At 57.2% G+C, this 26,008-nt stretch carries 23 protein-coding genes; 3 read left to right on the plus strand and 20 right to left on the minus strand.

Annotation, left to right across the window (positions count from 1 at the left end; all coding sequences use genetic code 11):
• Positions 1 to 197: 197 nt before the first annotated feature.
• Positions 198 to 950, plus strand: coding sequence for a LytTR family DNA-binding domain-containing protein (locus ACRZ95_RS07200; protein ID WP_170677047.1), 753 nt, complete (start codon positions 198 to 200; stop codon positions 948 to 950).
• Between the two features lie 24 nt (positions 951 to 974).
• On the opposite strand, the gene pdeM is transcribed toward ACRZ95_RS07200, so the two are convergent.
• The 15 genes from pdeM to ACRZ95_RS07275 form a co-directional block, all read right to left on the minus strand.
• Complete coding sequence (gene pdeM, locus ACRZ95_RS07205; protein ID WP_480554732.1) at positions 975 to 1,637, minus strand: ligase-associated DNA damage response endonuclease PdeM; 663 nt, start codon at positions 1,635 to 1,637, stop codon at positions 975 to 977.
• Positions 1,638 to 1,678: 41 nt separating this feature from the next.
• Positions 1,679 to 4,090, minus strand: coding sequence for a ligase-associated DNA damage response DEXH box helicase (locus tag ACRZ95_RS07210; protein WP_170677051.1), 2,412 nt, complete (start codon positions 4,088 to 4,090; stop codon positions 1,679 to 1,681).
• A gap of 40 nt (positions 4,091 to 4,130) precedes the next feature.
• The gene (locus ACRZ95_RS07215) at positions 4,131 to 5,438 is read right to left on the minus strand and encodes an ATPase (protein WP_170471981.1); all 1,308 of its coding nucleotides are present in this window, start codon (positions 5,436 to 5,438) and stop codon (positions 4,131 to 4,133) included.
• A gap of 117 nt (positions 5,439 to 5,555) precedes the next feature.
• The gene (locus ACRZ95_RS07220) at positions 5,556 to 6,101 is read right to left on the minus strand and encodes a prepilin peptidase (protein ID WP_170677053.1); all 546 of its coding nucleotides are present in this window, start codon (positions 6,099 to 6,101) and stop codon (positions 5,556 to 5,558) included.
• 3 nt (positions 6,102 to 6,104) lie between these two features.
• Positions 6,105 to 6,956 carry a tetratricopeptide repeat protein gene (locus ACRZ95_RS07225; protein ID WP_170377835.1) on the minus strand — a complete coding sequence of 284 codons (852 nt, stop codon included), beginning with the start codon at positions 6,954 to 6,956 and terminating at the stop codon, positions 6,105 to 6,107.
• Positions 6,957 to 6,986: 30 nt separating this feature from the next.
• Positions 6,987 to 7,568, minus strand: coding sequence for a tetratricopeptide repeat protein (locus tag ACRZ95_RS07230; RefSeq protein WP_480554734.1), 582 nt, complete (start codon positions 7,566 to 7,568; stop codon positions 6,987 to 6,989).
• Between the two features lie 10 nt (positions 7,569 to 7,578).
• Positions 7,579 to 8,553 carry a type II secretion system F family protein gene (locus ACRZ95_RS07235; protein ID WP_170639316.1) on the minus strand — a complete coding sequence of 325 codons (975 nt, stop codon included), beginning with the start codon at positions 8,551 to 8,553 and terminating at the stop codon, positions 7,579 to 7,581.
• Between the two features lie 10 nt (positions 8,554 to 8,563).
• Positions 8,564 to 9,532, minus strand: a complete 969-nt coding sequence (locus ACRZ95_RS07240; RefSeq protein ID WP_170471973.1) for a type II secretion system F family protein — start codon at positions 9,530 to 9,532, stop codon at positions 8,564 to 8,566.
• Positions 9,533 to 9,543: 11 nt separating this feature from the next.
• Positions 9,544 to 10,974: a TadA family conjugal transfer-associated ATPase gene (locus tag ACRZ95_RS07245; protein ID WP_170677055.1), complete on the minus strand. Its 1,431-nt coding sequence runs from the start codon at positions 10,972 to 10,974 to the stop codon at positions 9,544 to 9,546.
• Positions 10,975 to 10,998: 24 nt separating this feature from the next.
• Positions 10,999 to 12,234 carry a CpaE/TadZ family protein gene (locus ACRZ95_RS07250; protein ID WP_170471969.1) on the minus strand — a complete coding sequence of 412 codons (1,236 nt, stop codon included), beginning with the start codon at positions 12,232 to 12,234 and terminating at the stop codon, positions 10,999 to 11,001.
• A 199-nt stretch (positions 12,235 to 12,433) separates the two neighbouring features.
• Positions 12,434 to 13,060: an OmpA family protein gene (locus tag ACRZ95_RS07255; protein ID WP_170471968.1), complete on the minus strand. Its 627-nt coding sequence runs from the start codon at positions 13,058 to 13,060 to the stop codon at positions 12,434 to 12,436.
• A gap of 17 nt (positions 13,061 to 13,077) precedes the next feature.
• Positions 13,078 to 14,484, minus strand: a complete 1,407-nt coding sequence (locus tag ACRZ95_RS07260; RefSeq protein ID WP_170677057.1) for a type II and III secretion system protein family protein — start codon at positions 14,482 to 14,484, stop codon at positions 13,078 to 13,080.
• Positions 14,485 to 14,677: 193 nt separating this feature from the next.
• Positions 14,678 to 15,586 carry a Flp pilus assembly protein CpaB gene (gene cpaB, locus ACRZ95_RS07265; protein WP_170554675.1) on the minus strand — a complete coding sequence of 303 codons (909 nt, stop codon included), beginning with the start codon at positions 15,584 to 15,586 and terminating at the stop codon, positions 14,678 to 14,680.
• A 236-nt stretch (positions 15,587 to 15,822) separates the two neighbouring features.
• A complete protein-coding gene (locus ACRZ95_RS07270) occupies positions 15,823 to 16,059 on the minus strand; it encodes a hypothetical protein (RefSeq protein ID WP_170554673.1) in 237 nt (78 codons plus the stop codon).
• A 288-nt stretch (positions 16,060 to 16,347) separates the two neighbouring features.
• A complete protein-coding gene (locus ACRZ95_RS07275) occupies positions 16,348 to 16,590 on the minus strand; it encodes a hypothetical protein (protein WP_170471960.1) in 243 nt (80 codons plus the stop codon).
• A 353-nt stretch (positions 16,591 to 16,943) separates the two neighbouring features.
• Here ACRZ95_RS07275 and ACRZ95_RS07280 point away from each other — a divergent pair, with 353 nt between their 5' ends.
• Complete coding sequence (locus ACRZ95_RS07280; protein WP_170677059.1) at positions 16,944 to 17,813, plus strand: lytic transglycosylase domain-containing protein; 870 nt, start codon at positions 16,944 to 16,946, stop codon at positions 17,811 to 17,813.
• Between the two features lie 33 nt (positions 17,814 to 17,846).
• On the opposite strand, the gene ACRZ95_RS07285 is transcribed toward ACRZ95_RS07280, so the two are convergent.
• The 5 genes from ACRZ95_RS07285 to tldD form a co-directional block, all read right to left on the minus strand.
• Positions 17,847 to 18,473 (minus strand): CoA transferase subunit B, encoded by a 627-nt coding sequence (locus ACRZ95_RS07285; RefSeq protein WP_170554670.1) that lies wholly within the window; start codon positions 18,471 to 18,473, stop codon positions 17,847 to 17,849.
• Positions 18,473 to 19,177, minus strand: a complete 705-nt coding sequence (locus ACRZ95_RS07290) for a CoA transferase subunit A (protein ID WP_170640390.1) — start codon at positions 19,175 to 19,177, stop codon at positions 18,473 to 18,475. The genes ACRZ95_RS07285 and ACRZ95_RS07290 overlap by 1 nt, the downstream gene beginning before the upstream one ends.
• Positions 19,178 to 19,278: 101 nt before the next feature.
• Positions 19,279 to 21,930 (minus strand): type I DNA topoisomerase, encoded by a 2,652-nt coding sequence (topA, locus tag ACRZ95_RS07295; protein WP_170677061.1) that lies wholly within the window; start codon positions 21,928 to 21,930, stop codon positions 19,279 to 19,281.
• Positions 21,931 to 22,110: 180 nt separating this feature from the next.
• Positions 22,111 to 23,235, minus strand: coding sequence for a DNA-processing protein DprA (dprA, locus tag ACRZ95_RS07300; protein ID WP_170677063.1), 1,125 nt, complete (start codon positions 23,233 to 23,235; stop codon positions 22,111 to 22,113).
• Between the two features lie 239 nt (positions 23,236 to 23,474).
• Positions 23,475 to 24,896 carry a metalloprotease TldD gene (gene tldD / locus ACRZ95_RS07305; RefSeq protein ID WP_170677065.1) on the minus strand — a complete coding sequence of 474 codons (1,422 nt, stop codon included), beginning with the start codon at positions 24,894 to 24,896 and terminating at the stop codon, positions 23,475 to 23,477.
• A gap of 176 nt (positions 24,897 to 25,072) precedes the next feature.
• Between tldD and coxB the strand changes: the two genes are divergently transcribed.
• Entirely contained in the window at positions 25,073 to 25,984 is a 912-nt protein-coding gene (gene coxB / locus ACRZ95_RS07310; RefSeq protein WP_170471948.1) for a cytochrome c oxidase subunit II, read from the plus strand.
• Positions 25,985 to 26,008: the final 24 nt, after the last annotated feature.

The following is a 26,008-nucleotide window of genomic DNA, read 5'->3' on the forward strand; positions in this document are numbered from 1 at the left end:
ATCGTGTCGGATCGCTCTTAGCGGTCCGACCCTGACGAGACGCGGGCCGGAGCAGCGGCCTGCGCCCAAACCCATGCATGAATTGTGTTTTACAGGACCTCAATTCATGATATCCGTTATTTCCCAGTCAGTTGCCGAGTAAATACCGTGGCCGTCCAAGATGTCCTGACTGGGTCTTGGGCCGCTGTTCTGTAAGTATGACGTTAAACATCGGGCTATTGCGTTCTCATTGCACTCCACAGCGGGTGGTCGCAGGTGTTGTTTTCCTGCCTTTGCTTGCCTACGTATTCCCTCCATTTCTGGCCGCAGAGCTGTCTTTTCCCCTGCGTTTGCTGTTCTGGGCCGGTGTTATGGTGTTGGCATTGGCCGCCATTTGGGGCGCCCGGAGTGTGATTGAACGACACCAGGTTTTGGAGCAGTTGCCTGCGCGCGATCTGGCCTATGCGGTCGTGATTCTTATGATGTTCACTCCGACCCTCTGGCTAATGGCGTGGTTGCTGTTCACCTGGGGTGGTCATATGGCGCCCGAGATGGCGACTGTTGCCAGTTACGGTATATTGTTTGCCACAGGCCTGTTGCTGGTGCGTCGGGCTGAATGGCATGATGGCCAGGTCGAAGCCGAGCCTGAGCTAAAGCCTATGCCACGGCTCGCGCGCCGTCTGCCCGAGAGTTTTCAGGGTGAGTTCTACCGCCTGACCGTGCGTGACCACAATGTGGACGTCGTTACCTCCGAGGGGACTTTTACGATCCGCTCACGCTTTACCGATGCCATAGACGAGATGGAGCCTGTTGCAGGCCATTGCTCGCACCGGTCGCATTGGGTGTGCGATGAGGCTGTGGCGGGTGGTGTACGGTCCGAGGGCAAGATCTTCCTGCGTCTCGTCAATGGCGATCTTGTTCCGGTCAGCCGTAAGTACCGGCCGATGCTGGAAGAGGACGGCCTGATCTGAGGCGCTGCACGACGTCCTTCCGTCTCAGCGAGGCATTGGGATCATCTGCGGTTTAGGGCCCGTTAGGATTGCCAATGCCTTCGGTCCCATCAGACCAGTCAAAACCTGATCCGAGCTGCGCAACCCGCCTGTGTAGGTGCCAAAGGCGGGCAGGATCAGACGATTTGAATCGAACAGAAAAGCCGGGCGTGTAATGCTGCGGCCACGCGCGCGCAGCGTGGCCTTTGGGTGATAGTGACCCGAAATCTCGCCTTTTGCCTCGGACTGCGCGATATGGCGAAAGGTGAGTGTGGCGCAGTTCCACTCGGCCAGATGCGTGCCGCCGAGCTCCACCGGGCCGGGATCGTGATTGCCTTCGATCCAGATCCAGCGACGCCCGGCTTGCAGGGTGGCAATGCGCAGCCTCTCGGCGCTGGGAAGCGATAGAGAGGCATCCAGATCATCAAAGCTGTCTCCCAGGCAGATTACGGTTGCGGCCCGCGTAAACTCCAGATCTTTGGCCAGCCTGTCCAACGTGTCCTGACTCTCATAAGGCGGCAGGATCGCGCCACCGCGCCGGGCCATGCGTTCGGATTTGCCGAGATGCAGGTCGGAGACACACAGCAATTGCCGCTCGGGCCACCACAATGCGCCTGAGGGTAGGGCGCTCAGGTTCTGCCCGGCAAAGGAAAACTCAGTCTTGTTCATGGAACGTTCTTCGCGCGTTTTGCGTGCCCGCGCAAGGTGGATCAGAGCGTATCCAGCCCGGCCGCCTGCAGCAATCGCGCGCTTTCTTCTGCCAGCAAGCGTTCTTCGGCGACCCCTTTGACCGGGATTTTTCCAACTTCAAGGAACAAGGGCGCGGCCAGAGGCGATACGCGGTCCAGCCGAACCAGATCAATGCGGTCGCCAATCCGTTCCACCATCGCCTCGATCCGGCCAAAATCGACGAGGCCGCGCATCGCTTCTTCTCGGGTGATCTGCATCAAAAGGTGGTCGGGGTCGTATTTCAGTAGCGTATCGTAGAGGATATCTGACGAAAACGTGGCTTGCCGCCCGCTTTTGCGTTGCCCGCCGGTGTTGCGCTCGATCAGGCCCGCGATGGTGGCCGAGGCGCGAAAGGTGCGTTTCATGACGGCATTGCCCGCCAGCCATGTGTCCAACCCGTCGCGCAGCGCATCAAGCCGAAACAGAGGCGTTGGATCGGTCACGGCATCCAATCCCCAGATCAGGGTCGCGTAGTCGGTCGCAACAAATCCGAGAGGGGCAAGGCCTGTTTCCTCCATCCGCTTGGTGAGGAGTAGGCCCAAGGTTTGTTGCGCGTTGCGTCCGGCGAAGCCGTAGACACAAATATGCTCGCGCCCGTCGCTGGGAAAGCTCTCGACCAGCAGGCGGTTGCGTTGGGGCAGGCGAGAGACATGCCGCTGCAACTTCAGCCAGCCGGCCGTGTGTTGCGGCAGCTGAGGCCAGTCGGCCTGCGCGAACATGCGCAGGATACGGTCGCTCAACTGCGTTGAAGTAGCGAACTTGGTCCCCGCAAACGTGGCGATCTTGGGCTTCTTGTCGGCACGGCGGCTGACTTCGACCACAAGCTCGCGCAGGCCTTCGTAGCGCACGATCTGACCACCGATCAGGAAGGTGTCGCCGGGGGTCAGAGTGGCTGCAAAGGCTTCCTCAACCTCGCCCAGCGGCTTGCCGCCCCGACTGCGTTTCAGGCGAACTTTCAGGGTATCGCTGTCCTGAATGGTGCCGAGGTTCATCCGAATGCGGGCTGCAGCGCGGGGGTCTCGTAGCTGCCACAAACCGTCTGAGCGTTGCTGCAACCGTTGCCATCGGTCGTAGGCCCGCAGGGCATAGCCGCCGGTCGCGCAGAAATCGAGACAGTCGTCAAACTCGGGCCGGGTCAATTGCGCGAACGGCCCGGCCGAGGTCATCTCGGTAAACAGTGCATCTGCATTGAATGGCCCCGCGGAGGCTGCGATCAGAATATGTTGGCACAGCACGTCTCGGGGGCCTGCGCCGCGCGGCTCTCCGTCCAGATCATGGGCTTTTGCGGCCTCAAGGGCGGCCACGCATTCGACCACCTCAAACCTGTTGGCAGGGACCAGCAAGGCTTTGGACGGCGCGTTGTAGCGGTGATTTGCCCGTCCGATTCGCTGCACCAGCCGTTTGACGTTCTTTGGCGCGCCGATCTGGATGACCAGATCAACGTCACCCCAGTCGATGCCTAGATCGAGGGAGCCGGTGCAGACGATGGCGCGCAGATCACCTCGGACCATGGCGGCCTCGACCCTCTCGCGTTGCTGGCGATCCAGACTGCCGTGATGGATTCCGATGGGCAGGCTGTCCTCGTTTGCAAGCCACAGATTGTGAAAGAAAATCTCGGCCTGCGCGCGGGTGTTGTGGAAGATCAGAGTCGTCTTGTGTTGGCGGATTTGGTCCAGCACTGCCGGGATCGCATAGGCCGCGCCTCCGCCCGACCATGGCGGCATCTCGGCCGTTTCCAGCATCGCGATGTCGGGATCAGGGCCGGGGTCGGCTTGAATGATCTGACACGGGTCGGGGTGACGGGCCAGAAAGCGGGCAATGGCCTGAGGGTCCTCGACCGTGGCTGACAAGCCCACACGGCGCATGTTCGGGCACAAAGTCTGGAGCCTCGCCAGCGCCAACATCAGTTGATCCCCGCGTTTGCTTTCGGCCAAAGCGTGGATTTCATCGACGATCAAACGCTGCACCCCATCAAACATGCGCGGAGCGTCCTCATATGAGGTCAGCAGAGCCAGACTCTCAGGCGTGGTGAGTAGGATATGCGGCGGGTCGGCGCGCTGGCGTTTTTTCTGCGTGGCTGAGGTATCGCCGGTGCGGTCCTCGATGCGGATGGGCAAGCCAATCTCTTCCACGGGCGTGCGCAGGTTCCGTTTGATGTCTGCTGCAAGGGCCTTGAGGGGCGACACGTAGATCGTATGCAACCCGCTTTGCACACCATCCGAAAGCTCGGCCAATGAGGGCAGAAACCCCGCCATCGTTTTGCCGCCGCCAGTGGGTGCAATCAGCAAAGTGGCCGGGTCTTGCGCCCGGTCGAACATGTCCTGCTGATGAGGGTGGATGGTCCAGCCCTTGGTGCTGAACCAAGTGCCGATCCAGGCGGGAATCTGCGTCATGTGCGCAGACTACCTCTGTCATCCCGGAAATGGCACGACGTTATTTGACGATTTTCTCGTCTTTGACGAACATGTTGGCCCAGGCGCGGTCGATCAGGTCGGGGCTCATCTGATAAGGAATGCCCTCGAACTCACAGATCGAGATCATCTGGTCGATCAGGAAGATCGGCTGGTAGTTCGCATAGATGTTGTCGATGGTCGGGTATTTCACCTTCAACAGATGCACCAACGCGGCCTCATCCAGCGGCATTCCGCGTTTGCGGGCGACCATGGCGAAGATCTTCAGGAAGTTCTCTTGGTTAGGACCATCAATCTTGATCTTGAAGAAGATTCTGCGCAGGGCCGCCTGGTCGAAGATCTCATTCGGGTGGAAGTTGGTCGAGAAGATCACCAGCGTGTCGAAGGGAACCTCGAACTTTTCACCCGATTGCAGACCGAGGATATCCTTGTTCTCTTCCAGCGGAACAATCCAGCGGTTGACGAGGGCCTGAGGGGGTTCGGCCTGTCGTCCAAGGTCGTCCACGATAAAGATACCGCCGGTCGATTTCAGCTGCAGCGGGGCCTGATAAGTCCGCGCGGTGGGGTTGTAGACCAAGTCCAGCATGCTCAGCGACAATTCACCACCGGTCACCACGGTTGGGCGCTCGCACTGAACATAGCGCGAATCGAACCTCTTGCGGCGGCGCAGGCTGTTGGGGTCGTCAGGCTCCTGTTCAATCGCAGTATGTACGATTGGATCATAAACGGTGATTACCTGACCGGCATACTCGATGGCGTAGGGGACATAGACATTGTCACCCAACGCGTCGCGAATACCGTTCGAGATCGAGGACTTACCATTCCCCGGAGGGCCATACATCAGGATCGAGCGGCCCGCGCTGACCGCGGGGCCGAGGTGATCCAGCAGGCTGTCGGGCAAAACCAGATGGCCCATCGCATTGGTCAGCTGGTCTCGCGTGACTTGAATATTGCGGATCGACTGGCGTTTGACCTGCTCGCGATACACATCCAGTGGTACGGGCATCGCACCGAAATACTCCGACTGGCTTAGAGCGTCCAATGCTCGGGCCTTGCCAGCGTCGGTCAGCTGATAGCCCATTTCATTGCCACTATTGGCGTTAAGGGTGCCTGTGGCTTCAAGCAGTTTTTGGTCACGCGCAATGTCGATCAGTTCCTGCGTGACAGAACCGGGCAGGCAGACGGCCTCGGCCACTTCGGTCACGGTGCTGGCGTTCTTGCGAAAGATCGTCTTCAGCAAAATGTCCCGCATCATCACCAGCGGGAGCTGCATTTCACCCAAACCCTTCGGGGCTGGGGGCGCCATAACTGCGGAGGTCTGCATATTCATGAGCGGGACTCGTCTGTTCTGATGTCACACCAAAAGCCCCAAAGCGGGCCAGTTGTGTGAAATCTGGCGCAGCTTTGTGGCGGGACCAAGGCAGTGACAAGGCGCGCAGATGATAGTTTACGATCCGAGAACAGTCCCAAGAATCAGATACATGGCAAGCGAACCGGACAGGGCCAGCCCCATCGGGAACTTTTTGCCTTTGTCCCAGCTCTCCCAATGTGGGGCAATCGTGCGAAGCCTTGTGTGCTTGGCCAAACGGTGGGTCGCTACGGCCCCCAAAGTACAGGCCATCAGAATAGCCATGAGTAGAATCATATCTGCGAACCAGATGAACGGAGCGGCTGCGGCCAGAAATTTGGCATCGCCCGCGCCCATCGCTCCGGCGGCGTTCAGGATGATTCCGGCGAGGAGAACGATGAATATGTGTAGGAATTGCCAGACATAGATAGGCAATGCGATACCAAGAGGGCCGATCTGCCCTCCAATCAGTCCCGTCGACCACGGAGGCAGCACAAACAGCCCAATGACGACATAGACCAGAACCAGCGCCGAGACGGCGTGGTTCTTTATCTTCATTTCACGCATATCCGTGAACGCGACGTAAAAGCAGATCGGCAGCACAAAGGGCAGAAACCATGCTGCCGCATAGGCCGGTATCGCCATGTGTCAGCTTTCCTCGAGCGCGCGAAGCGAGCGGACGGCTTCATCGAAATGCTGGGGATGGGTCGCAATCGCCTCGCGGAGGAGGTTCTTGCCAGTTGTCGTATCCCCTTGTTTCACCGCAGAAATTGCCATCGTATTCAACAGCCGGGCGCGTTCAACCTGTGTCATGGGCACCACCGGCAGGCTGTAATTCCCCTGCGCCGACCGGGCCAGAACCAGATTGTTCTTGGCTGTAAACAGGCTCTTGTCCTGGCGGACGGCCTCGGTGAACAGGCGTTCGGCCTCAGCATATTGTCCGCGGGTCAGCTTGGAATAGCCCCAGTTGTTCATCACACCACCCGGGCGCGTGGTCAGGCCCACGGCCGTTTCATAGAAGTGATCGGCGCGTTTCCATTCCTTGCGGGAATCCGCGACGACGGCTTCAAGCCGGTAGCGCTTGAACGACTCATGAGTCGGGGGGACCGAGTTCAAAACGGTGTGGGCCGTGTTCCAATCCCCATTGCGCACCAGCGCATCCGCGTATTCGACCCGGTCGGCCGCATTGGCGCCGTTCATGGTCGTCACGCGTTTCCACGCGGCGGCCGCCTCGGTCGAGCGTTTGGCGCGACCCAGCGAGATCGCAAGCCCGCGCTGCAGGTCGATCCGGTCGGGGTTTTTGGCGGCGGCATTGTGGAAATAGGTGACCGCCTCGTTGGGGTCGGCCGCGGTCAGAAGCACGTCGTTCAGGTTGGTTTCGTCAATGACGTTCACTTCCTGAAACGTACGTTCAACCTTTTCCTCTTCGGTTTCTTTTGCACAGGCGGACAGGATCAACCCAGTGACCACGAGTGACGGAATCAAGAATTGTTGGCGCATTTTTGCGTCCTTTTACTGCTCTTGCCTCGATTACTGGATTTTGCGTAGCGAAAATTGCCCGTCGCCTAGCTGCTCCAGCGTATATTCTTGTTCTTGGTCAGTATTATTAACAGGATTTTCCATTTTTGCGATAGCTAAGCGAAGATTGTCGCGGATTGCGTCACTTTCGCCATTGTCCAAGGCAAACGCCCGTCGAAACACCTGTTCCGCTTCGGGGTATTGTCGCGTCTCCATCAGCAGGACACCCAAATTGTTCCAGGCGATGGGCCAGTCCGTGTCATCCTCGACCGCGCGGCGCAGAAGGGTTTCGGCCTGCCCCAAACGACGCAGCCCCAGATTTGCCGTTCCCAATGAGGTCAGAACCTGCGGCGTCATCCCTTGTTCCAGCGCGGCGCGGGTAAAGCTGTCGAGGGCCAGCTCATATTCTCCGGCGGCCATCAGGCGGTTTCCTACGGTGATGTTGTCTTCGGCTTGTCCCGTCGGATCTATACCCGGCGCATCGAGGTCATCCGACAGGCTCCCTTCCGTGCAAGAGGCCACCATGGCGAAAACCATGATGGCCTGAAAACTTCGGCGAAGCCTAAGCAAGGCACAGCCTTTTTCTGGGAGCATCGAAGTTACATCATCCTCCGAAGTTCGAAATGACGCTTGCAGAAGGCCCCACCAGAATTATCAATAGAGGCGGTACCGTTAGGGTCATTGTGACCAGAGTCATCTTGGTAGGCAACTTGTTTGCGGCTTCTTCTGCACGCATCACACGTTTGTCACGCATTTCGGCAGCATAAACACGCAGAGCCTCAGCAATAGAGGTACCAAACGTGGCTGATTGGATCATCACGGTCACAAACGCTCTCACATCCTGAACGCCGCAGCGCGTTCCAAAGTCACGCAATACCGTATCCTTGTCCTTACCAGCTTTCATTTCATAGGCAACGACTTCGAATTCCTGCGCAATCTCCGGGTAAGAGCTTTTCATTTCCGATGCAACGCGCACGATCGCTTGGTCGAGGGACTGACCGGCTTCCACGCAGACCAGCATCAAGTCCAACGTGTCCGGAAAGGCAGATGTAATGGCTTCACGTCGCTCTTCAACGCGACGAGTAATCCAGTATTTCGGTATGAAATACCCAATCCCGCCCGGAACCAGAACACGGATCAACAATTGGGTTCCAGTGAACTCCTGATCGCCAGCAAATACCGTGACCCATACAACTCCGAGGAGAATACCCAGGATACCCAGAGCGAATTGAGCGAAGTGAAAGAACCGGACCGCGTCCTTGGATTGATACCCCGCTTGACGCATTGTTAGCTGAATGGCCGACAGCTCTTCTTCGCTTTTGGGCTCAAGGAAAGTCGCAAACTTTTCCAGCTGCTCGTTTCGACCGCTTTGACGCAGTTGATCCTTTTTGGATTTCTTCGGCGTTTTTGGCGGGGCGTTCGAACGTTGAAGTTTTTTGAGGGGATCCTCAGGCTGGTTCAGCATCAACAGAACCGCCACGGCTACCAGAACCACGCCGAGTACACCGACCACGATCAGGGGGCCGAACTCTCCCAGGTGCTGCGCCAAAGTATCATTGATGGAGGCTAGAAATTCCATGACACAGACCTCAAACCTTAATGTTGGTGATCATTTTCATAACGATCAGGTTCAGTGTCAGCATGATGCCAACGATGAAACAGCATGGGATAAACCAGGGGTGGTCAAGAACTTCGTCATAGTAGTCTGGCGATTTTACCAAAATAAAGACCAGACAGAACAACGGGAATCCCGAAAGGAATTTGCCGGACCATTGCGCCTCCGCGGTGATTGCCTTGACACGGCGGAACAGGCGGAAACGTGCACGGATCACCTGGGCCAATCCAGCCAGAATTTCGGCCAGGTTACCACCTGACTGCTGCTGGATGCCAACTGCGACCGCTAGAAAGCGCAAGTCTTGCATGTCCAGTCGCTCTGCCATGTCTTTGAGGGCCTCGCCCACGTCACGACCATAGGCGCACTCATCTGCAATTACACCAAATTCGGTTCCAAGGGGGTCCTGAACTTCGTTTGCAGCGATCTGAATTGAAGACACGAAAGGGTTACCGACGCGCAGTGAGCGGACCATAAGCTCGACTGCGTCGGGCAGTTGTTCTTCGATCATGCTCATGCGTTTTTTGGCTTTGCTACTGACCCACATGAAGACGCCACCAACACCGATGGCGATCGAAATAGCCGCGCGCAGCACAGTTTCAGTTGCCGTGCCAATACTCAAGCCAACAAAGGCAAAAGCCGAAACAAGACCCATGATCATGATCAGTTGTCTTGGCGTGAACGCGATGGCGGCCTTTTGGGCCTTGTCAGCAAGCAGCGAATACAGAGGGATGCTCTGCGTTTTCATATGCTGCTGCATTTCCTTGCGCAGCTGTTCCAGAACTTGCTCGCGGCCCGCGCCCTTGTCGAGCATGTCCAGACGACGGTTGACCCGGCTGTTCAGGCTGATGGATTTGCCGAACGCCACAAGATAGATGCCTTCCACCAGGGCAAGAACGCCCACGAAGATGGCGACATAGATGAGAGCCTCCATAGGCAATTGCATGTCGTAATCTCCTACATTGTGGTTGGGTCGTAGATGGACGAGGGCAGGTCAAAGCCCCACAGGCGGAAGCGCTCGGAATAGTGGCTGCGCACGCCGGTGGCGGTGAAGTGACCGATGATTTTGTTATCGGGTGTCAGGCCAACGCGTTGGAAACGAAAGATTTCTTGCATCGAAATCACATCGCCTTCCATCCCGGTGATTTCGGTGATCGAGGTCATGCGGCGCGAGCCATCCTGGAGACGGCTGGCCTGAACGATCAAGTTCACAGCGCTTGAGATCTGGCTGCGAACCGCCTTGATCGGCATTTCGATCCCCGCCATCGCGATCATGTTCTCGAGACGCGAGATACCATCCCTTGCCGAGTTTGCGTGGATTGTGGTCATTGAGCCGTCGTGGCCGGTGTTCATCGCCTGCAGCATGTCGATCACCTCGGCGCCACGAGTCTCACCCACGATGATGCGGTCGGGACGCATCCGCAGGGCGTTTTTCAGACAATCGCGGGGGCTGACCTCACCTTTTCCTTCAACGTTTGGCGGGCGGCTTTCCATCCGGCCGACGTGAGTCTGCTGAAGTTGAAGTTCCGCCGTATCCTCGATGGTCAAGATACGTTCAGCGTCGTCAATAAAGCTCGAAAGCGCGTTCAGAGTAGTCGTTTTACCGGAACCCGTACCGCCCGAGACGATGATATTCAGGCGTGTCGAAACGGCGGCTTGAAGATAGGCGGCCATTTCTTCGGTGAACGCGCCGAAATTGACCAGATCATCGATACCCAGCTTGTCTTTTTTGAACTTACGAATCGACACCAGCGAGCCGTCAACAGCGATCGGAGGGACCATCGCGTTGAAACGCGAGCCATCGGCCAAACGGGCGTCGACATAAGGGTTGGATTCGTCAACACGACGACCCACTGCGGACACGATCTTGTCGATAATCCGCATTAGGTGTTTTTCGTCTTTGAACGTGATATCGCTGATTTCAAGCTTACCCGCACGTTCGACAAAAATCTGTTGTGGGCCGTTCACTAGAATATCGTTGACCGTGTCGTCGCGAAGCAGGGCCTCAAGTGGGCCGAGGCCTGTGACCTCGTCGTAAAGTTCCTTGTTCAGCTGCGCGCGGTCGTCGCGGTTCAGCACGATGCTTTTGGCTTCCAGTACCTCGCTGGCAATCGCGCTGATCTCAGTGCGAAGCTCGGCCTCACCCGCGTTTTCAAGGGCGGCGAGGTTCAGGTTTTCCAGAAGCTCCCGGTGCAGCTCAATCTTGATCTCACTCAGGCGCTCTTTCCGTTTGCGGTCGCGGTCGGCGCTCGTGACTTCGCCAGTTTTCTTCTGAACGGGCTTGCGTGCAACTGCTGTTGCCGTTGGCGCTGCGGGGGCCGCTTCGGGCGCTTTGGCCGGAGTTTCGACCGGCTGCGCATCAGACGCTTTCTTATATCTGGAAAACATGGCGGCTCTTCCCTTAGGGTTGTATTATGCGGCCTCGGCGTCGTTGCTGCCGAGGCTGTGGAGCGACTTTGCAAGCTTGGCAATTTCGCGACGCAGCGGGTTTTTAGCGGCCGAACTGGCCAATGGCAGGCCATGATCGCCGCTTTGCATCACCGGCTTGCCCCCATCGGGCAATTGCAGGTCGATTGAAATTCCGAGACTTTCGCCCATACGTTTTATGCGCCCCTTGCCGTTTAGATCGGTGAACTTGGGGGCCCGATTTAGGGCGAAGCGCAATTTGTTGAACGGCAGCTCTTCGGCCTGCAAGGCGCGTTTCAAACGCAATGCGTTCTGAGCCGAGCGCATGTCCAGCTCGATCATGGCGAAATAAACATGAGCGGCCTGAAGAACGGTTTCTGACCACAAAACCAATGTCTTGGGCATGTCCACGATCACGTAGTCAAAATGCTTACGCGCCGTATCTATCACGCGCTGGATGTCTTCGGGTGTGATCAAATCCAACGGCACCATGTCGGATGGGGCCGTCAAAACCTGCATTTTTTCTTCATAGCTTTGAAGGGCTTGCGAGAAGACCTCATCATCCATTGACGCTGTGTCGGACAGCATCTCGAACACGGTTTCACGGCGTGGCAGGTCCAAATAGGTCGAAACCGTGCCGTATTGCAGATCCAGGTCGATCAGACAGACAGAAGGTGCGTCCTTGTCCGAGATTGTGGCTAGTTCCCAGGCCAGGTTCACAGCCAGTGTCGTGGAACCAACGCCGCCCGCCAGACCTTGTACAACGAACAGAGCGCCTTCTTTTGATTCGCCACTGGTCAGAGTGGCAGCGGCTGCTTGTGCTGCAACCACAGGATCGGGCTTGTTCATTCGCTCGATCGCTTCGTTCAGTTCGCCTTCGGGAAGCGGGTAAGGGACAAATTCATCCGCGCCTTTGCGCAAAAGCTGGTGTAGCGAGGCGGGGGTCACGTCCTCGGCAATAAGCACCACTTTGATCTTCTTGTCTTTTGCCTGGGTGATGATTTCGCCCATCAACGAGAGGTTGTCTTCATCTTCACCATCAATGGCCAGGGCAACGAATTCCAGTGTTTCTGCCTCAGGTTGGCTGAAAAACGCGAGAGCTTCGGCAAAGCCAAGATCGCCCCAACGCTCACCCAGAATTGTTTCCATGTCTTCGATCAGCAGATCGAAGTTTTGGACGTCCCGGCTGATCGTGCAGGCCAGAATTCCCGAGTCGTTGTCTTGCGGCGTCGCGCTACTCATATACACAATCCTCGTAGAGAGGGCTTGGCATTTCATGCGAACGTGTACGCTCGGGTAGATTTGCTGTCGCCCCAATGCGGTCAATTTTGGCCGCAGGTCACCCTATTGTTCACAATGTCGCTTGGAAGTTGGGCGAGAATTTGGCGCAAAAGAACCAATTGTAGGGAAACGGGCGACGATGTCGCCCGTTCAGATGGGATTATCCACCGCCGCCGCCAGTTGCGTCGACTTGTTCGACTGTAGAACCGGAAGCTGCGCTTTCGACGTATTCGCGATAGATGACATCAGCATACTTGCCGTCCAGCGTTTGTGGTGCGCGATCCACAAAGCCCGAAACCTCGGTCACTGTCCGGCGATTCCGGCGATCGCGGTTCGTTGTAGCAACCAATGGGCGCGTTTTGCCGAAAGAAACCACCGCCTCTAATCGAGACCGCGAGATTCCCTGTTGGGCAAAGAAGGACACAACAGCCTGTGCCCGACGCAAGCCAAGGCTCTTGTTATAGCTGGCTGAGCCCACTGCGTCCGTGTGGCCATACACACGGAACCGTGCTTCAGGGAATTGTTTGATCCAATCCGCCTGCTGCAACAGAATACGTTGGGCCGACGCATCGAGCTGTGAACTGTTGAAGGCAAAGTTCACTTGGCTGGGGACTTCAGCGGCGAACCGGCGGCTCAGAATCTGAGCGTATGTCAGCTCACCGTTCATGACCTGCGAATTGTTCAGCGTCGCGTTGCCAAAGGTTCCCGCATCAATTTCATACCCGGCTTCGCGTGTACATGCGGTAACTGCGACCGAAAGACCTAAGGTGAGTATCAACGTTTTCATTGGTCCTAACCTCCTCATCAATCCAGAATATAGCCGTAAGAACTGCCAAAATCTTGCTTGGCGACTTCCGATGCGCCACCTGCGCCTGCGCGCTCGGTCCGAGCAACGCGACCGTTGATAAACAGATCAAACTCACTGGGGGGTTTTACTCGATCTGTCGGCAAAGCAAGCGTTTCCCCACGGGTCGGTGAGACCAAGTGCGCGGTGATGATGATAACCAACTCACTTTGTTCTCGCTGGTACTGTGCGCTGCGGAACAGGGCGCCCAGAACAGGAACGTCGCCCAACCATGGCACCTGATTGCTCAGATCCGTGAAGTCATCCTGAATCAGGCCTGCGATCGCAAAGCTTTCACCGTCGCGCAGCTCAATTGTTGTTGAGGTCTGGCGGGTAATGAAACTTGGGACCGAATCGCCGTTAATCGTAAAGTCCGAAGACGTATCAATACTCGATACCGCTGTACCAAGTTCCAAGTTGATAAGATCACCGTCGACTACGCGCGGAATGAAGTCGATTTCAACACCGAACGCGCGGTATTCGATCGCGACAACACCGTCATCTGCTGGCACAGGAATCGGGACCTCACCACCGGCGAGGAACGTTGCCTGCTGACCGGACAGAGCGGATAGGTTCGGTTCGGCGAGCGTACGCGCAAGACCTTTGGTTTCGAGTGCCTCAAGCAGTAGCCTAACTTGGGTCGAACCGGCGCCAAAACCGAACAGAATTGCACCCGTATTTGCTTGCGCGATCGGAATGTTATTGGCCAGCGCATTGTTCAACGCACCTTGCGTGTTTAGGGTGTTGAAACCGGCTGTGACGTCGCCGCCTCCAAAGCCAAGAGATGTCGACAGGTTCTTTGCGACCGAGCGGTTCATCTCGGCAAAGCGAACCTTCAGCATGACCTGCTGCACACCGCCGACCGACATCAGGTTCGAGACCCGGTCGGGGGCATAGCGTTCGGCTAGCTCCAATGCGCGGGCTAGCTTGGCCGCTCCTGAAACCGTGCCGGACAAGACGATGCCGTCGTTCGCAGTACGCACTTCGATTTGTTCGTTTGGCAAGATCTGCCTCAGACGCTCTTTAAATTCAGTCACGTCAGGGGACACGCGTACGCGGACATTCGCCAAAAGCATACCGGCCCCATCGAACAGTGTAAGAGTAGTTAGGCCGGGTGCTCTGCCCAAGACATAGATCGTTCGCTCTGAAAGCGACGAGATGTCGGCAATACCGGCATTCGCGATACTCAGTTCGGCAAACGGCTCTTCACTTTCAACAACGATCGCGCGGTTTACAGGTACTTCCAGCGTTTCCACTGTGCCCTTCTTCACCACGCGAAGAGTTTCGGCCCAAGCGGCATCGCCGACTGGGCTAACAACGAGCGACAACCCCAGCAGGGTTGCGCTGATCCAGGAACGTATTTTCATGTGACCTGCCTCTCCGATCACGCCTCGTTTTTATGGGTCTTATGCCCTATAGGCGAAACTCTGCGCGAAAACGGAATTTATTGCAATAATCAAGGGTTTCTGGAAGTTTCCTTATGTGGGCAATTGGCAACATAGGAATCAAATGAGCCGCGCAAAATGCGCGGCTCAGCAGGTGTAACGTCCTGAATAGGCGTCAGTTTGTACAGGCGATCACACTATCGGCAACTTCGCTGTTACCGCGACGAATGCGCGTCTTGCAAACTTGTTGCTCCACACGTTCAGGGACGGGGGCGGCTTCTTCCTCGACGACACCCAGCAACGCGCGTTGATCGATTTCGATGACTTCTGACGACACCGTTTCATCTTCAATCCCGACAAGCGCCAGAGTCAGTCTGCCCGTGTTTTGCGCTTGCGTAAGTACAGCAACCTGTTCACGTGTGACTGCAACGGTGATCGTTCGCGCGATGGTTGTTCCAGTCACGTCCGTTCCTGCGATCTGGTCAACGGCGATAAGTTCAACCCGGGGCTGGATCAGGCGGGTGATCTCGCCATCCGCTTCGGCGGTTGTCCCACGACGCGAACCGGTCCAGTACACGTCCACAAAATCTCCGGGGCGCAAGAAACCGGAAACGCCCGAAGCCACATCAACCCGAATAGCGAAAGCGCGCATACCTTTGTCCAGCTGAGACGTCAGACCCGCCCCTTCGCCGGGCTGAGTGATTTTGACCTCCATCAGCGCTTCATCTTTTTCCATTGTGCGAAGAACGAAACGATCTTTGCTGCCTGACTCGGGGAAAAGAACCGCAAGGTCGGTAAAGCTGCCTTCCGGGATCGCGTTTTCTGGCCATTCAACGACGCGCACGTCGTCTTCTGCCAGGCGTTCTCCGTATTTCAGGGTTCGATTTGATACAATAACACCTACGGTTGGAATCACTTCGATCGCAGCGTTTTCTGCCGCGGCGGCCTCTAACGCGGCGGCTGCTGCTTGCCGTTCGCGTGCGAGTTCCTGTTGATAAGCAGAGATATAGTTCTGCGCCATGTAGACAGCACCACCGGCCAGAGCTAGTCCGACAATCAGGACAAGTCCGAATATCGCTCGCATACATACACCTCTTTCTGTGCTAGTTGGGCAATTTGCGCCCAACAAGAAGTTCTGAAACAGCGACCTGTTTAACGGGGAATTGTGTCGAAATCTGGGGCAAAAGCGTTTTTCGATGCAAAAACTTTTCTGTTCATCTGCGACGCTCGCGCACAAATCTCTGACGTCAAAGCAATCGCGCGCCGGACAGAAAACTCGTTGCAAACTGTCACAGGCGCACGATTTTTAGTTCAAAGATATCATTCGCCGTTTACAGTTCCGGCTGAAGTGATGCCGCCAGCGTTGTCATTGTCACCAGTGCTGACTGTCGCCGTTGACAAGGCTTGGTCCACGTTTCCACCGAAATTGTCCATTCCGGTCCTCATCACAAGTATGAGTGCAGAGCTGAGTCCGATGATCAAAGCAACCAAGACGACCCAATCAACCGTGATTGCGCCCTCTTCGCTTTTCGCAAAGCGGTTGTGAAACTGTTTCATGTGTCGTCCTTCCAAGAGCCTCTTCTACCCAAGCCATTGCCAGCCCAAGTGCAGATAATTCGATCCATACAGTTTTAGCTGACGTGGATGGCGGAAATTGGGCCAGAAAAAGGAGGTCATGCCAAATTGCCACTGCTTTCGCATTGGTCACGGAACAAAAACTCATTTTTGACGGTGACAAAAAGCGCTTGTTAAAATAGCGCCTTGTAGACTTTGGGTGTATTTACCTCAAAAAGAAAAGCCGCACCAAGATCTTGGTGCGGCCTAGCAACTTAGCTGTAAGCTAAATTATTCGTCGGTGCCGGTCGCAGAGCCTGCTGCGGTGATGCCGCCTGCGTTGGTGTTGTCGCCAGTCGAAACAGTAGCGGTGCTCAGCGCGGTGTCTACGTCGTCCGCCAGGCTGGTCGCGCCGCCTTCGATTTGCTGGTATGCAACGGCTGCCAGGCCGATGACTGCTGCGGTCAGAACAACCCAGTCAACTGTTACTGCGCCGTCTTCGTCTTTGCGGAAGTTCTTGATGAACTTGATCATGTTACGTCCCTCCTAAAGGATCTAAAAAAGTATTCTAAACCTCGGCGTCTTTCAGAGCTTCCTCTCTCAGTCCGCTCCCGATCGTCTCGGTATGCATCTATGTTTGCCTGTTGTGCGTGGCAGGAATTGGGCCAAACAGGGAAAAATTCGCCCGATGCCTAACTTTTTGGTTATTTAGTTTTTAAGATATTGAAAATAAATGTAAAAAAACAAATCTGGTTGTTTGGGGTCGTCTTTTAGCGATGCAAATTTGCGGCAAATGAGGCGAAACTGCCCCAATTTGCTTGGTTTTTCTGGCTTTACGCGAAGATTCGAGGTTCAAATCAATCAAAACGAAAACATGAGGCAGGCAAATGAATCTCCGGGACGCAGTTGCATGCGCCGGCGTATTGGCGTTTCTGGTATGCACGCCAGACACCGTGCGCTCGGATCAGGTCGAACCGCGTGGTGTCTATAAAAGGATCAAGGCGCCTCAGCCGGGTCAGCGGCCCAAGGTTAACATTCGGATTACCTCCGAAGAACATGCAGCCCGCCCCTCGGCGCCCAGCACCGGATCTGAGCTTGCGGTCCCCGAGGTCATCAAACGCGCCAAAGTGCCGCCGGCGGAGGACGCCCCCGTAGTCGCGACCAAAGCGCCGCCGAAAGGCGCCTATAAAGCCTTTTGGGAGAAGATCTCTCCCGAACTGGCACAAGCCGGACCAGGTAGGCTGGATTCGGCGATCAACGCCCTGGCCGCTACAAGCGTCTCGACACCCCGTTTGCAGACCCTGCAGGGCATCGTGAAAAATCAGGGCCGCGATATCCTACGCTCGACCATTGGCACCAATGTTTCGCCTGCACTGGTGCTGGCGGTTATCTCGGTGGAATCGGCTGGGCGGGCCGACGCGGTCAGCTCGGCCGGGGCGCAGGGATTGATGCAGCTGATGCCCGCAACAGCCGAGCGGTTTGGCGTGCAGGACAGCTTCCAGCCCTCACAGAATATCTCGGGTGGGGTCAAATATCTGGATTGGCTGATGGGTGAGTTCGACAATGACCCGATATTGGCGCTTGCCGGGTATAATGCCGGAGAGGGGGCCGTTCGCAAACACAGCGGTGTGCCTCCCTATGCAGAGACGCGGGACTACGTGCCCAAGGTGCTTGCGGCTTTTCAGGTCGCGCGTGCGCTCTGCGCAACGCCGCCGGTCTATGCCTCGGATGGGTGCGTATTCCAGACGCTGAACTAGGGCCTGCCTATATCAGCAGGCCCTGATCTTGGTCTAGTTGACGATGTTCGCCTCGGTTGCGGCACGGATCTCGTCTTCGGTGACGCCTTCAGCGATCTCGACGATCTTCAGGCCACCCTCAACCACATCCAGAACCCCGAGGTTGGTGATGATGCGATTCACCACCTTTTTCCCGGTCAGCGGAAGGGTGCATTTCTTCAGCAGCTTGGATTTGCCGTGTTTGTTGGTGTGGTCCATCACAACGATCACGCGGCCGACACCAGCCACGAGGTCCATCGCGCCGCCCATGCCTTTGACCAGAACGCCGGGAATCATCCAGTTGGCCAGGTCGCCTTCTTCATCCACTTCCATCGCGCCCAGTACCGCCGCAGCGATCTTGCCGCCCCGGATCATCGCGAACGAGGTCGCGCTGTCGAAATATGCGGTGCGCGACAGCTCAGTGATGGTTTGCTTACCCGCGTTGATCAGGTCGGGGTCTTCTTCGCCTTCGAACGGGAAGGGGCCCATACCCAGCATACCATTCTCGGATTGCAGGGTGATGTCCTTGTCGCCCACATAGTTTGCCACCAGCGTCGGAATACCGATGCCGAGGTTCACATACATGCCGTCTTCAAGCTCTTGCGCCGCACGGGCGGCCATCTGGTTCCGATCCCAAGGCATTATGCTTCCTCCTTCTTACGGGTGGTGCGCTGTTCAATGCGCTTTTCGTGATCGCCCTGAATGATCCGATGCACATAGATGCCCGGCAGGTGGATCGCATCCGGGTCCATTGAGCCTCGGGGGACAATCTCTTCGACTTCGGCGATGCAGATTTTGCCACAAGTCGCCGCAGGCACGTTGAAGTTCCGGGCGGTCTTGCGGAAGATCAGGTTGCCGGTGTCATCGGCCTTCCATGCTTTGACAATGGCCAGATCGGCAAAGATGCCTTCTTCCAGAATGTAGGTCTCGCCGTTGAAGTCTTTGTGTTCCTTACCCTCGGCGATCACAGTGCCCACGCCGGTTTTGGTATAGAAGCCGGGGATGCCTGCGCCACCTGCGCGCATCCGTTCGGCCAGAGTGCCCTGCGGATTGAATTCCAGCTCAAGCTCTCCGGCCAGGTACTGACGCATGAATTCCGCGTTTTCGCCGACGTATGAGCTGATCATTTTCTTGACCTGCTTGGTTTGCAGCAGGATGCCGATGCCGAAATCGTCGACACCCGCATTGTTTGAAGCAAAGGTCAGGTCCTGAGCGCCCGAGTCCTTGATCGCCTCAAGCAGCAGTTCCGGGATGCCGCACAGGCCGAAACCGCCCGCCGCGATCATCATGCCATCCGACAGCACTCCGTCGAGCGCGTCAGAGGCATTGGCATAGATTTTCTTCATGGAAAACTCCCCCAATGACATGGTGATGGGCAGGTTGTGCCGCCGCGTCAGGGGGAAGTCAACGAATCCAAGGGGCTGGTGGTATTTCTACCTACCCAACCCTAGCTCGCCGTTTTCTTCGTTGTTTTCTTGGCGGCGGCCTTCTTCTTCGGGGCAGCCTTTTTCTTCGTGCCTTTCTTTGCGGCGCGTTCATTGACCAGTTCGATGGCCATTTCCTGCGTCACATCTTCGGGCTTGATGTCTTTGGGAATAGTGGCGTTGACCTTTTCCCACTTCACATAAGGCCCATAGCGCCCATCAAGAACCTGCATGGCGCCACCATCAGGATGTTCGCCCAGCTCTTTGAGGGGGGCGGCCGCCGCGCGCCGACCACGTCCCGGATTGGCGCGTTTTTCTGCCAGCATCTCGACGGCGCGGTTCATGCCGATCTCGAACACGTCATTGGGGTCTTTGACATTGACGTAGACCGGTTTCGCCTCTTCCGGCAGTTGGTGCATGATATACGGCCCGAACCGCCCGAAGTTCGAGCTGATCATACCGCCTTCGGGGTGTTCACCGATTTGGCGGGGCAGGGACAGCAGGGTCAGGGCCTTCTCAAGGTCCATGTCATCCTTGCTCCACCCACGGGGCAGAGAGGCGCGCGGGGGTTTCTTGTTCTCGGGCGTCGGCTCTCCGCGCTGGACATAGGGACCGAACCGGCCGGATTTCAGCCAGATCTCGTCGCCTGCATCCTCACCCAGAAGACGCTCATCCCCTTCGGCCCCTTCGCCCGCGATGGGGCGCGTATAGGTGCATTCCGGATAGTTGCCGCAGCCCACGAATCCGCCGGTCCGAGAGGTTTTCAGATGTAGTTGCCCCGTCCCACATTTCGGGCAAATGCGCGGGTCCGACCCGTCCTCACGAGGCGGATACAATTGCGGAGCCAGCGCCTCGTCGAGCTTATCCAGCACTTCCGAGATGCGCAGCTCAGACGTTTCGCCAATCGCGGCCGAGAAATCGCGCCAGAATTTGCCAAGCAGATCCTTGTAGTCGCGATCGCCGGCGCTGACGTCGTCCAGCTCTTCTTCCAGATTCGCGGTGAACTCATAGCCCACGTATTGGCGGAAGAAGTTCAGCAGAAAGATCGTAACGATCCGGCCCTTTTCCTCGGGGATCAGGCGGTTCTTGTCCTTACGCACATATTCGCGGTCCTGAATCGTGGTCACGATTGAGGCATAAGTGGAAGGACGGCCGATCCCCAGTTCCTCCATCCGCTTGACGAGTGTGGCCTCAGTATAGCGCGGAGGCGGTTGGGTGTGGTGCTGCAACGCCAGAACGGCTTCGTTTTCGGACAGAATTGCTTCTTTCGCGGTTTTTGCGCCTTCTGTGACCTGAGCCTCACCTGTCGACTTTTCGAATTGGCCAATCAGAGAGTCCTTGGCAAACCGCGCGGGATCGCCCTGCATGATCTGAGGCAGGCGCTTTTCGTCGTCATCTGCCACATCGTCGCGGCCCTCTTCGTAGACACGCATAAAGCCGTCAAACAGCACCACCTGACCGGTCGCGCGCAGGCCGACCTGAGCATCGTCGCTACCGATTTCAACGGTTGTGCGTTCCAGGCGCGCAGCAGCCATCTGGCAAGCAATCGTGCGCTTCCAGATCAGATCGTAGAGCTTGCGCTGATCTTCATCGGCCACCTTCAGCTCTTTTGCATCGCGCGTCATGTCCGTCGGGCGGATACACTCGTGCGCTTCCTGCGCGTTCTTGGCCTTGTTCTTGTAGATACGCGGGTTGTCCGGCACATATTCGGCGCCAAAACGGTCCGAGATCGCATCGCGCGTGGCGGCGACCGCTTCGGGGGCCATGTCGATGCCGTCAGTTCGCATATAGGTGATGTAGCCTGCCTCATAGAGACGTTGCGCCACTTGCATCGCGTGCCGCGCACCCATACCGAACTTGCGGCTGGCCTCCTGTTGCAGGGTTGAGGTCATGAAGGGCGCGCTGGGGTTGCGTGCCGCAGGTTTCGCCTCGACCGAGGTGACACTCAGCGCGCGGCTGGTGATGGCCTGAACAGCCAGCTCCGCCTGTGTCGCGTCTTTCAGATCGTGCTTGTCCAGCTTTTTGCCGGCATAGGTGACCAGGCGCGCCTCGTAGGTCTGGCCGCGCGGTGTTTCGAACAGGGCCTTGACCGACCAGTATTCAACCGGCTTGAAAGCTTCGATCTCCATCTCGCGTTCGACGATCAGCCGCAGGCAGACAGATTGCACCCGGCCAGCCGATTTCGCGCCGGGTAATTTACGCCACAGAACCGGCGAAAGGTTGAAGCCCACCAGATAGTCCAGCGCGCGACGGGCCAAATAGGCCTCGACCAGAGGCATGTCGACCTCGCGCGGGTTTTGCATCGCCTGGGTGACGGCCTCTTTGGTGATCGCGTTGAAGGTCACGCGGCTGACTGGGGTATCTTTCTTGATCGAGCGCCGCTTGGTCAGCGCTTCCTGCAAGTGCCAACTGATCGCTTCCCCCTCGCGATCGGGGTCGGTTGCGAGGATCAGGGCGTTGTCTTCTTTCAGCGCATCGGCAATCGCCTTGACGTGTTTTTTACTGTCGTTGCCGACCTCCCACTTCATCTCAAATTCGTGGTCGGTATCGACCGATCCGTCCTTGGGCGGCAGGTCCCGCACATGGCCATAGGAGGCCAGAACCGTGTAGTCGGGGCCGAGATATTTATTGATTGTTTTTGCTTTGGCCGGAGATTCTACAACAACTACGGGCATTTAAAGGGAAACCTCGCTCGACGAATAGGGCGCCTGTTATGGTCGTGCAAAATGTGTGGGGCAAGGCCGGAATGTCAATGCGTTCCTTTTGCAGCGTGGAAAACTCCAATATTTCAGCGTCCTATAGGCCTTTGGGGCAGCCGAAGCCTTACAGGGGTGTCACGTGGCGGCACGCCCATTTCAGCTTGCTAGCGATAAAAGCCCACCGGGTTGGCGCTGGATTCGGCCCTCAAGTTCCAGATCTACCAAAGCCGGACCAAGATCACCGGCCGAAGCAGCGATATCGCGCAGCAGTTGGTCTTCGGCGATGGGCGATGGGCCGAGTCGTTCTAGGATTTGATCGTGCAGCGCCACAGCGGGTGTGGGTGTTGGCGGAGCAGGGGGCTCACTGCGCGTTTGGGAGAGGTCTTCTTCCTTGGGCAGGGCTTCGATCACATCTTCCGCAGATCGGATCAAGGTCGCGCCGTCCCGAATCAACGAATTGCATCCGGAGGCCCTTGCATCGAAGGGATGGCCGGGAACGGCCAGAACCTCGCGCCCTTGGTCCAGCGCGTCTCGTGCGGTGATCAGGCTGCCTGATTTAGCTGCAGCCTCAACTACCACGACCGCCTGTGCCAGCCCCGATACAATCCGGTTGCGGCGCGGAAAGTGGCGGGCTTGTGGTGTCAGCCCCATAGGTTGCTCTGAGAGGCGCAGGCCTGTTTCGCCGATCTTATGCGCCAGGTCCGTGTTCTCGGCCGGGTAGATGACATCAACCCCTCCGGCCATCACGGCGATGGTGCCGGTGTCAAGCGACGCCAGATGGGCCGAAGTGTCGATCCCCCGGGCAAGACCAGAGACAATAACATGGCCGAGATCCCCGAGTTCCTTCGCCAGACCACGAGCCATACGCGCGCCGAGCGAGGAACAATTGCGCGCGCCCACCATTGCGATTGCGGGTTTCTGCAGCATGGAAAGATCGCCAACGGCCCAAAGAAGCGGCGGCGCGTCAGATACATCCTGCAAAGCTTTTGGAAAATCGGCGGACCCAAGGCACACAAGCCGCGCTTTGGCGGCTTGTGCGGCCTTGAGTTCAGCCTCAATCACGCCGGGGGGGCAGATTTCATACCCGTTTATTCCGGCAACGCGTGCCATTTCAGGCAGCGCGGCCAGCGCGTTCTGCGCTGAGCCATGTTCGCTTAGCAGCCGACGAAACGTCGCCGGACCAACCTTGCGTGAGCGCAACAGGCGGAGCCACGAAAACCGATCCTCTTCCGTGGTGGGTGGGAGTGGGGGGTGATTGGAAGAATGCTGCTCTTCGGTCATCCGATGCTCCGCCTAATTGCAGAACTGGTTTACGTGTGTCGGGGTTAACAGCCTGTAAATCGTTGAAAATTAGATGCAATTTTTTGGGCGTGTTCTCCAGGGAATGCTGTTAAGCAATTGTATTGTAAGTATAAAACTTCTGCCAAGGTGAATGAGGCGCAATTCCAATTGACTTCAGCCACTCTAGCGAAAAGGCGCAGTGTTAACCCTGCGCCTTTCCTACTTCAGGTGATTCCGACTCAGGCGGCGGAACCTCCAACGGTCAGTCCGTCCATCAGAACCGTTGGCTGGCCGACGCCTACGGGCACCCATTGACCATCTTTGCCGCAGGTTCCCATTCCCGGATCCAGCGCCATATCGTTTCCCAACCCACGGATGCGGTTCAGCGCAGAGGGTCCGTCCCCGATTAGTGTCGCGCCTTTGACCGGAGCGCCGATCTTGCCGTTTTCGACCCGGTAGGCCTCGGTACAGGAAAAGACGAATTTACCGTTGGTGATGTCGACCTGACCGCCACCGAAACCCACGGCCCAGATCCCGTCCTTGATATCAGCGACCAGAGCAGCCGGGTCGGCATCGCCACCCAGCATCACCGTATTGGTCATGCGCGGCATCGGTTTGTGCGCGTAGCTTTGCCTTCGTCCATTGCCGGTAGGGGCGACGCCCATCAGGCGCGCGTTCTGTCGGTCTTGCATGTACCCAGTCAGGATACCGTCCTCGATCAATACTGTGCGAGAGCTTGGCGTTCCCTCGTCATCCACAGTGATAGAGCCACGCCGATCAGCAATCGTGCCGTCATCCACCACTGTCACTCCTTTGGAGGCAATCTGCTGCCCCATCAGACCCGCAAATGCCGAGCTGCCCTTGCGGTTGAAATCTCCTTCCAGCCCGTGCCCAATGGCTTCGTGCAGCAGGATACCGGGCCAGCCGGGGCCTAGGGCGACCTCCATCACTCCGGCTGGGGCAGGGACGGCTTCGAGGTTGATCAGTGCGATCCGCAGGGCTTCACGCGCTTTGTTCTGCCAGTCAGCGGGGTCGATCAGTCCGCTCAGGCCGACGCGACCTCCTCCACCAGCCGAGCCGCTTTCACGTCGGCCATTCTGCTCGACGATGACCGAGACATTCACTCGAGTCATCGGGCGCACGTCGCGCACCAGCACGCCATCGGGGCGCAGAATCTCGACCTCTTGCACCGCGGCGGCGATAGTGGCGCTGACTTGCACAACGCGGGGGTCAAGATCGCGGGCGAAGGCGTCGATCTCTCGCAGGGTATCAACTTTGACCGGGAAGCTGGCGGTTTCGATGGGATCTTCATCGGTATAAAGGCGTTTATTGGTCGCCATAGGGGCCTCGGCCAGGGTGCCCCCTCCGTCACCAACGGCCAGCCGAGCCGTCTCGGACGCGCGCTTCAATGCGGGAATCGAAACGTCTGTCGAATGTGCATAGCCTGCGACCTCACCCTGTACGGCCCGCAGCCCGAATCCCTCAGACGCATCGTAGGAGGCGGTCTTCAACCGGCCATCGTCAAAGACCAAAGACTCGGATTTCCGTCGTTCGACAAACAGTTCTCCGTCCTCGGCCCCGGCGGTCGCTGATTGTAAAATGGACAGCGCTTCATTATGTGGAAGAGCGCTTTCAAAAGGGCGAAACGGGGCCTGAGTCATGGGTTGTGACCTTTCCGGTTTGATCCAGATCAAAAATAGCGTCTGTTTGACGCAAGCATTTTGCTTTATCTACCCGCAGGAATATGGTTTTTAACGCGGCCAAAGACAACGGGTGTGGTTTCACCGATTCATACCTTTTCGCCAGAGACGCAAAGATCAAACGATCAGGACAAGACATGAAGAATGCTTTGATGCTTTCCGGGCTTGCTACGGCCCTCTCCAGCCTTCCCGCCATGGCTCAGGAGCTTGAGATAATTGGCAAGCCGGTTGACGGTGGAATGGGCTTTCAACCCGCAGCGACCAGCCTTGCAGACGGGATTCACAGGCTGGACGCGATGATTCTGGTGATCATCACCGTGATCTGCCTGTTTGTTGCTGCGCTGCTGGTTTACTGCATTGTTCGCTACAATCAGCGCGCCAACCCGACACCCGCGCGGTTCTCGCACTACACCCCGGTTGAAATCGCGTGGACTTTGGGTCCGATCCTGATTCTGGTGTTCATCGGCGCTTTCTCTTTGCCGGTTCTGTTCAAGCAGCAGGAAATCCCCGAAGGTGACGTGGTTATCAAAGTGGTCGGCAACCAGTGGTACTGGACCTACGAATATGTTGATCACGATTTCGCATTCGACAGCTACCTGCTTGGCCACCCCGCCACGCTGGATGAAGGCGCACGCCCTGCAGACGCGGATGTGACCCCCTTCGTTCTGGATGACGCCATGCGCGCCAAACTGGCTGATGCGGGCTATAGCGACGACGAATGGCTGCTGGCCACTGATACCGCTGTTGTGGTTCCGGTCGGCAAGGTCATCGTGATGCAGGTCACCGCATCTGACGTGATCCACTCGTGGACGATCCCGTCCTTCGGCGTGAAGCAGGACGGCGTTCCCGGTCGTCTGGCCGAGTTGTGGTTTGAAGCTGACAAAGAGGGCGTCTATTTCGGCCAGTGTTCCGAGCTTTGCGGCAAGGACCACGCGTACATGCCGATCACCGTCAAAGTGGTCAGCGAAGAGGCCTACGAACAGTGGCTGAATGGCGCGATCGAAGAATATGCGGGCACGCCGCAGAACTTTCAGGTGGCCTCGAACTGAGCGTAGACTGGGCGTTCGCGCCTT

This window comes from Ruegeria sp. AI3 (assembly GCF_056541245.1).

What these genes read in the sequence shown, in the direction of transcription:
- ACRZ95_RS07200 (WP_170677047.1), top strand. Translation starts at nt 198, where the DNA reads ATGACGTTAAACATCGGGCTATTGCGTTCTCATTGCACTCCACAGCGG.
- pdeM (WP_480554732.1), bottom strand. Translation starts at nt 1,637, where the DNA reads ATGAACAAGACTGAGTTTTCCTTTGCCGGGCAGAACCTGAGCGCCCTA.
- ACRZ95_RS07210 (WP_170677051.1), bottom strand. Translation starts at nt 4,090, where the DNA reads ATGACGCAGATTCCCGCCTGGATCGGCACTTGGTTCAGCACCAAGGGC.
- ACRZ95_RS07215 (WP_170471981.1), bottom strand. Translation starts at nt 5,438, where the DNA reads ATGAATATGCAGACCTCCGCAGTTATGGCGCCCCCAGCCCCGAAGGGT.
- ACRZ95_RS07220 (WP_170677053.1), bottom strand. Translation starts at nt 6,101, where the DNA reads ATGGCGATACCGGCCTATGCGGCAGCATGGTTTCTGCCCTTTGTGCTG.
- ACRZ95_RS07225 (WP_170377835.1), bottom strand. Translation starts at nt 6,956, where the DNA reads ATGCGCCAACAATTCTTGATTCCGTCACTCGTGGTCACTGGGTTGATC.
- ACRZ95_RS07230 (WP_480554734.1), bottom strand. Translation starts at nt 7,568, where the DNA reads ATGCTCCCAGAAAAAGGCTGTGCCTTGCTTAGGCTTCGCCGAAGTTTT.
- ACRZ95_RS07235 (WP_170639316.1), bottom strand. Translation starts at nt 8,553, where the DNA reads ATGGAATTTCTAGCCTCCATCAATGATACTTTGGCGCAGCACCTGGGA.
- ACRZ95_RS07240 (WP_170471973.1), bottom strand. Translation starts at nt 9,532, where the DNA reads ATGCAATTGCCTATGGAGGCTCTCATCTATGTCGCCATCTTCGTGGGC.
- ACRZ95_RS07245 (WP_170677055.1), bottom strand. Translation starts at nt 10,974, where the DNA reads ATGTTTTCCAGATATAAGAAAGCGTCTGATGCGCAGCCGGTCGAAACT.
- ACRZ95_RS07250 (WP_170471969.1), bottom strand. Translation starts at nt 12,234, where the DNA reads ATGAGTAGCGCGACGCCGCAAGACAACGACTCGGGAATTCTGGCCTGC.
- ACRZ95_RS07255 (WP_170471968.1), bottom strand. Translation starts at nt 13,060, where the DNA reads ATGAAAACGTTGATACTCACCTTAGGTCTTTCGGTCGCAGTTACCGCA.
- ACRZ95_RS07260 (WP_170677057.1), bottom strand. Translation starts at nt 14,484, where the DNA reads ATGAAAATACGTTCCTGGATCAGCGCAACCCTGCTGGGGTTGTCGCTC.
- cpaB (WP_170554675.1), bottom strand. Translation starts at nt 15,586, where the DNA reads ATGCGAGCGATATTCGGACTTGTCCTGATTGTCGGACTAGCTCTGGCC.
- ACRZ95_RS07270 (WP_170554673.1), bottom strand. Translation starts at nt 16,059, where the DNA reads ATGAAACAGTTTCACAACCGCTTTGCGAAAAGCGAAGAGGGCGCAATC.
- ACRZ95_RS07275 (WP_170471960.1), bottom strand. Translation starts at nt 16,590, where the DNA reads ATGATCAAGTTCATCAAGAACTTCCGCAAAGACGAAGACGGCGCAGTA.
- ACRZ95_RS07280 (WP_170677059.1), top strand. Translation starts at nt 16,944, where the DNA reads ATGAATCTCCGGGACGCAGTTGCATGCGCCGGCGTATTGGCGTTTCTG.
- ACRZ95_RS07285 (WP_170554670.1), bottom strand. Translation starts at nt 18,473, where the DNA reads ATGCCTTGGGATCGGAACCAGATGGCCGCCCGTGCGGCGCAAGAGCTT.
- ACRZ95_RS07290 (WP_170640390.1), bottom strand. Translation starts at nt 19,177, where the DNA reads ATGAAGAAAATCTATGCCAATGCCTCTGACGCGCTCGACGGAGTGCTG.
- topA (WP_170677061.1), bottom strand. Translation starts at nt 21,930, where the DNA reads ATGCCCGTAGTTGTTGTAGAATCTCCGGCCAAAGCAAAAACAATCAAT.
- dprA (WP_170677063.1), bottom strand. Translation starts at nt 23,235, where the DNA reads ATGACCGAAGAGCAGCATTCTTCCAATCACCCCCCACTCCCACCCACC.
- tldD (WP_170677065.1), bottom strand. Translation starts at nt 24,896, where the DNA reads ATGACTCAGGCCCCGTTTCGCCCTTTTGAAAGCGCTCTTCCACATAAT.
- coxB (WP_170471948.1), top strand. Translation starts at nt 25,073, where the DNA reads ATGAAGAATGCTTTGATGCTTTCCGGGCTTGCTACGGCCCTCTCCAGC.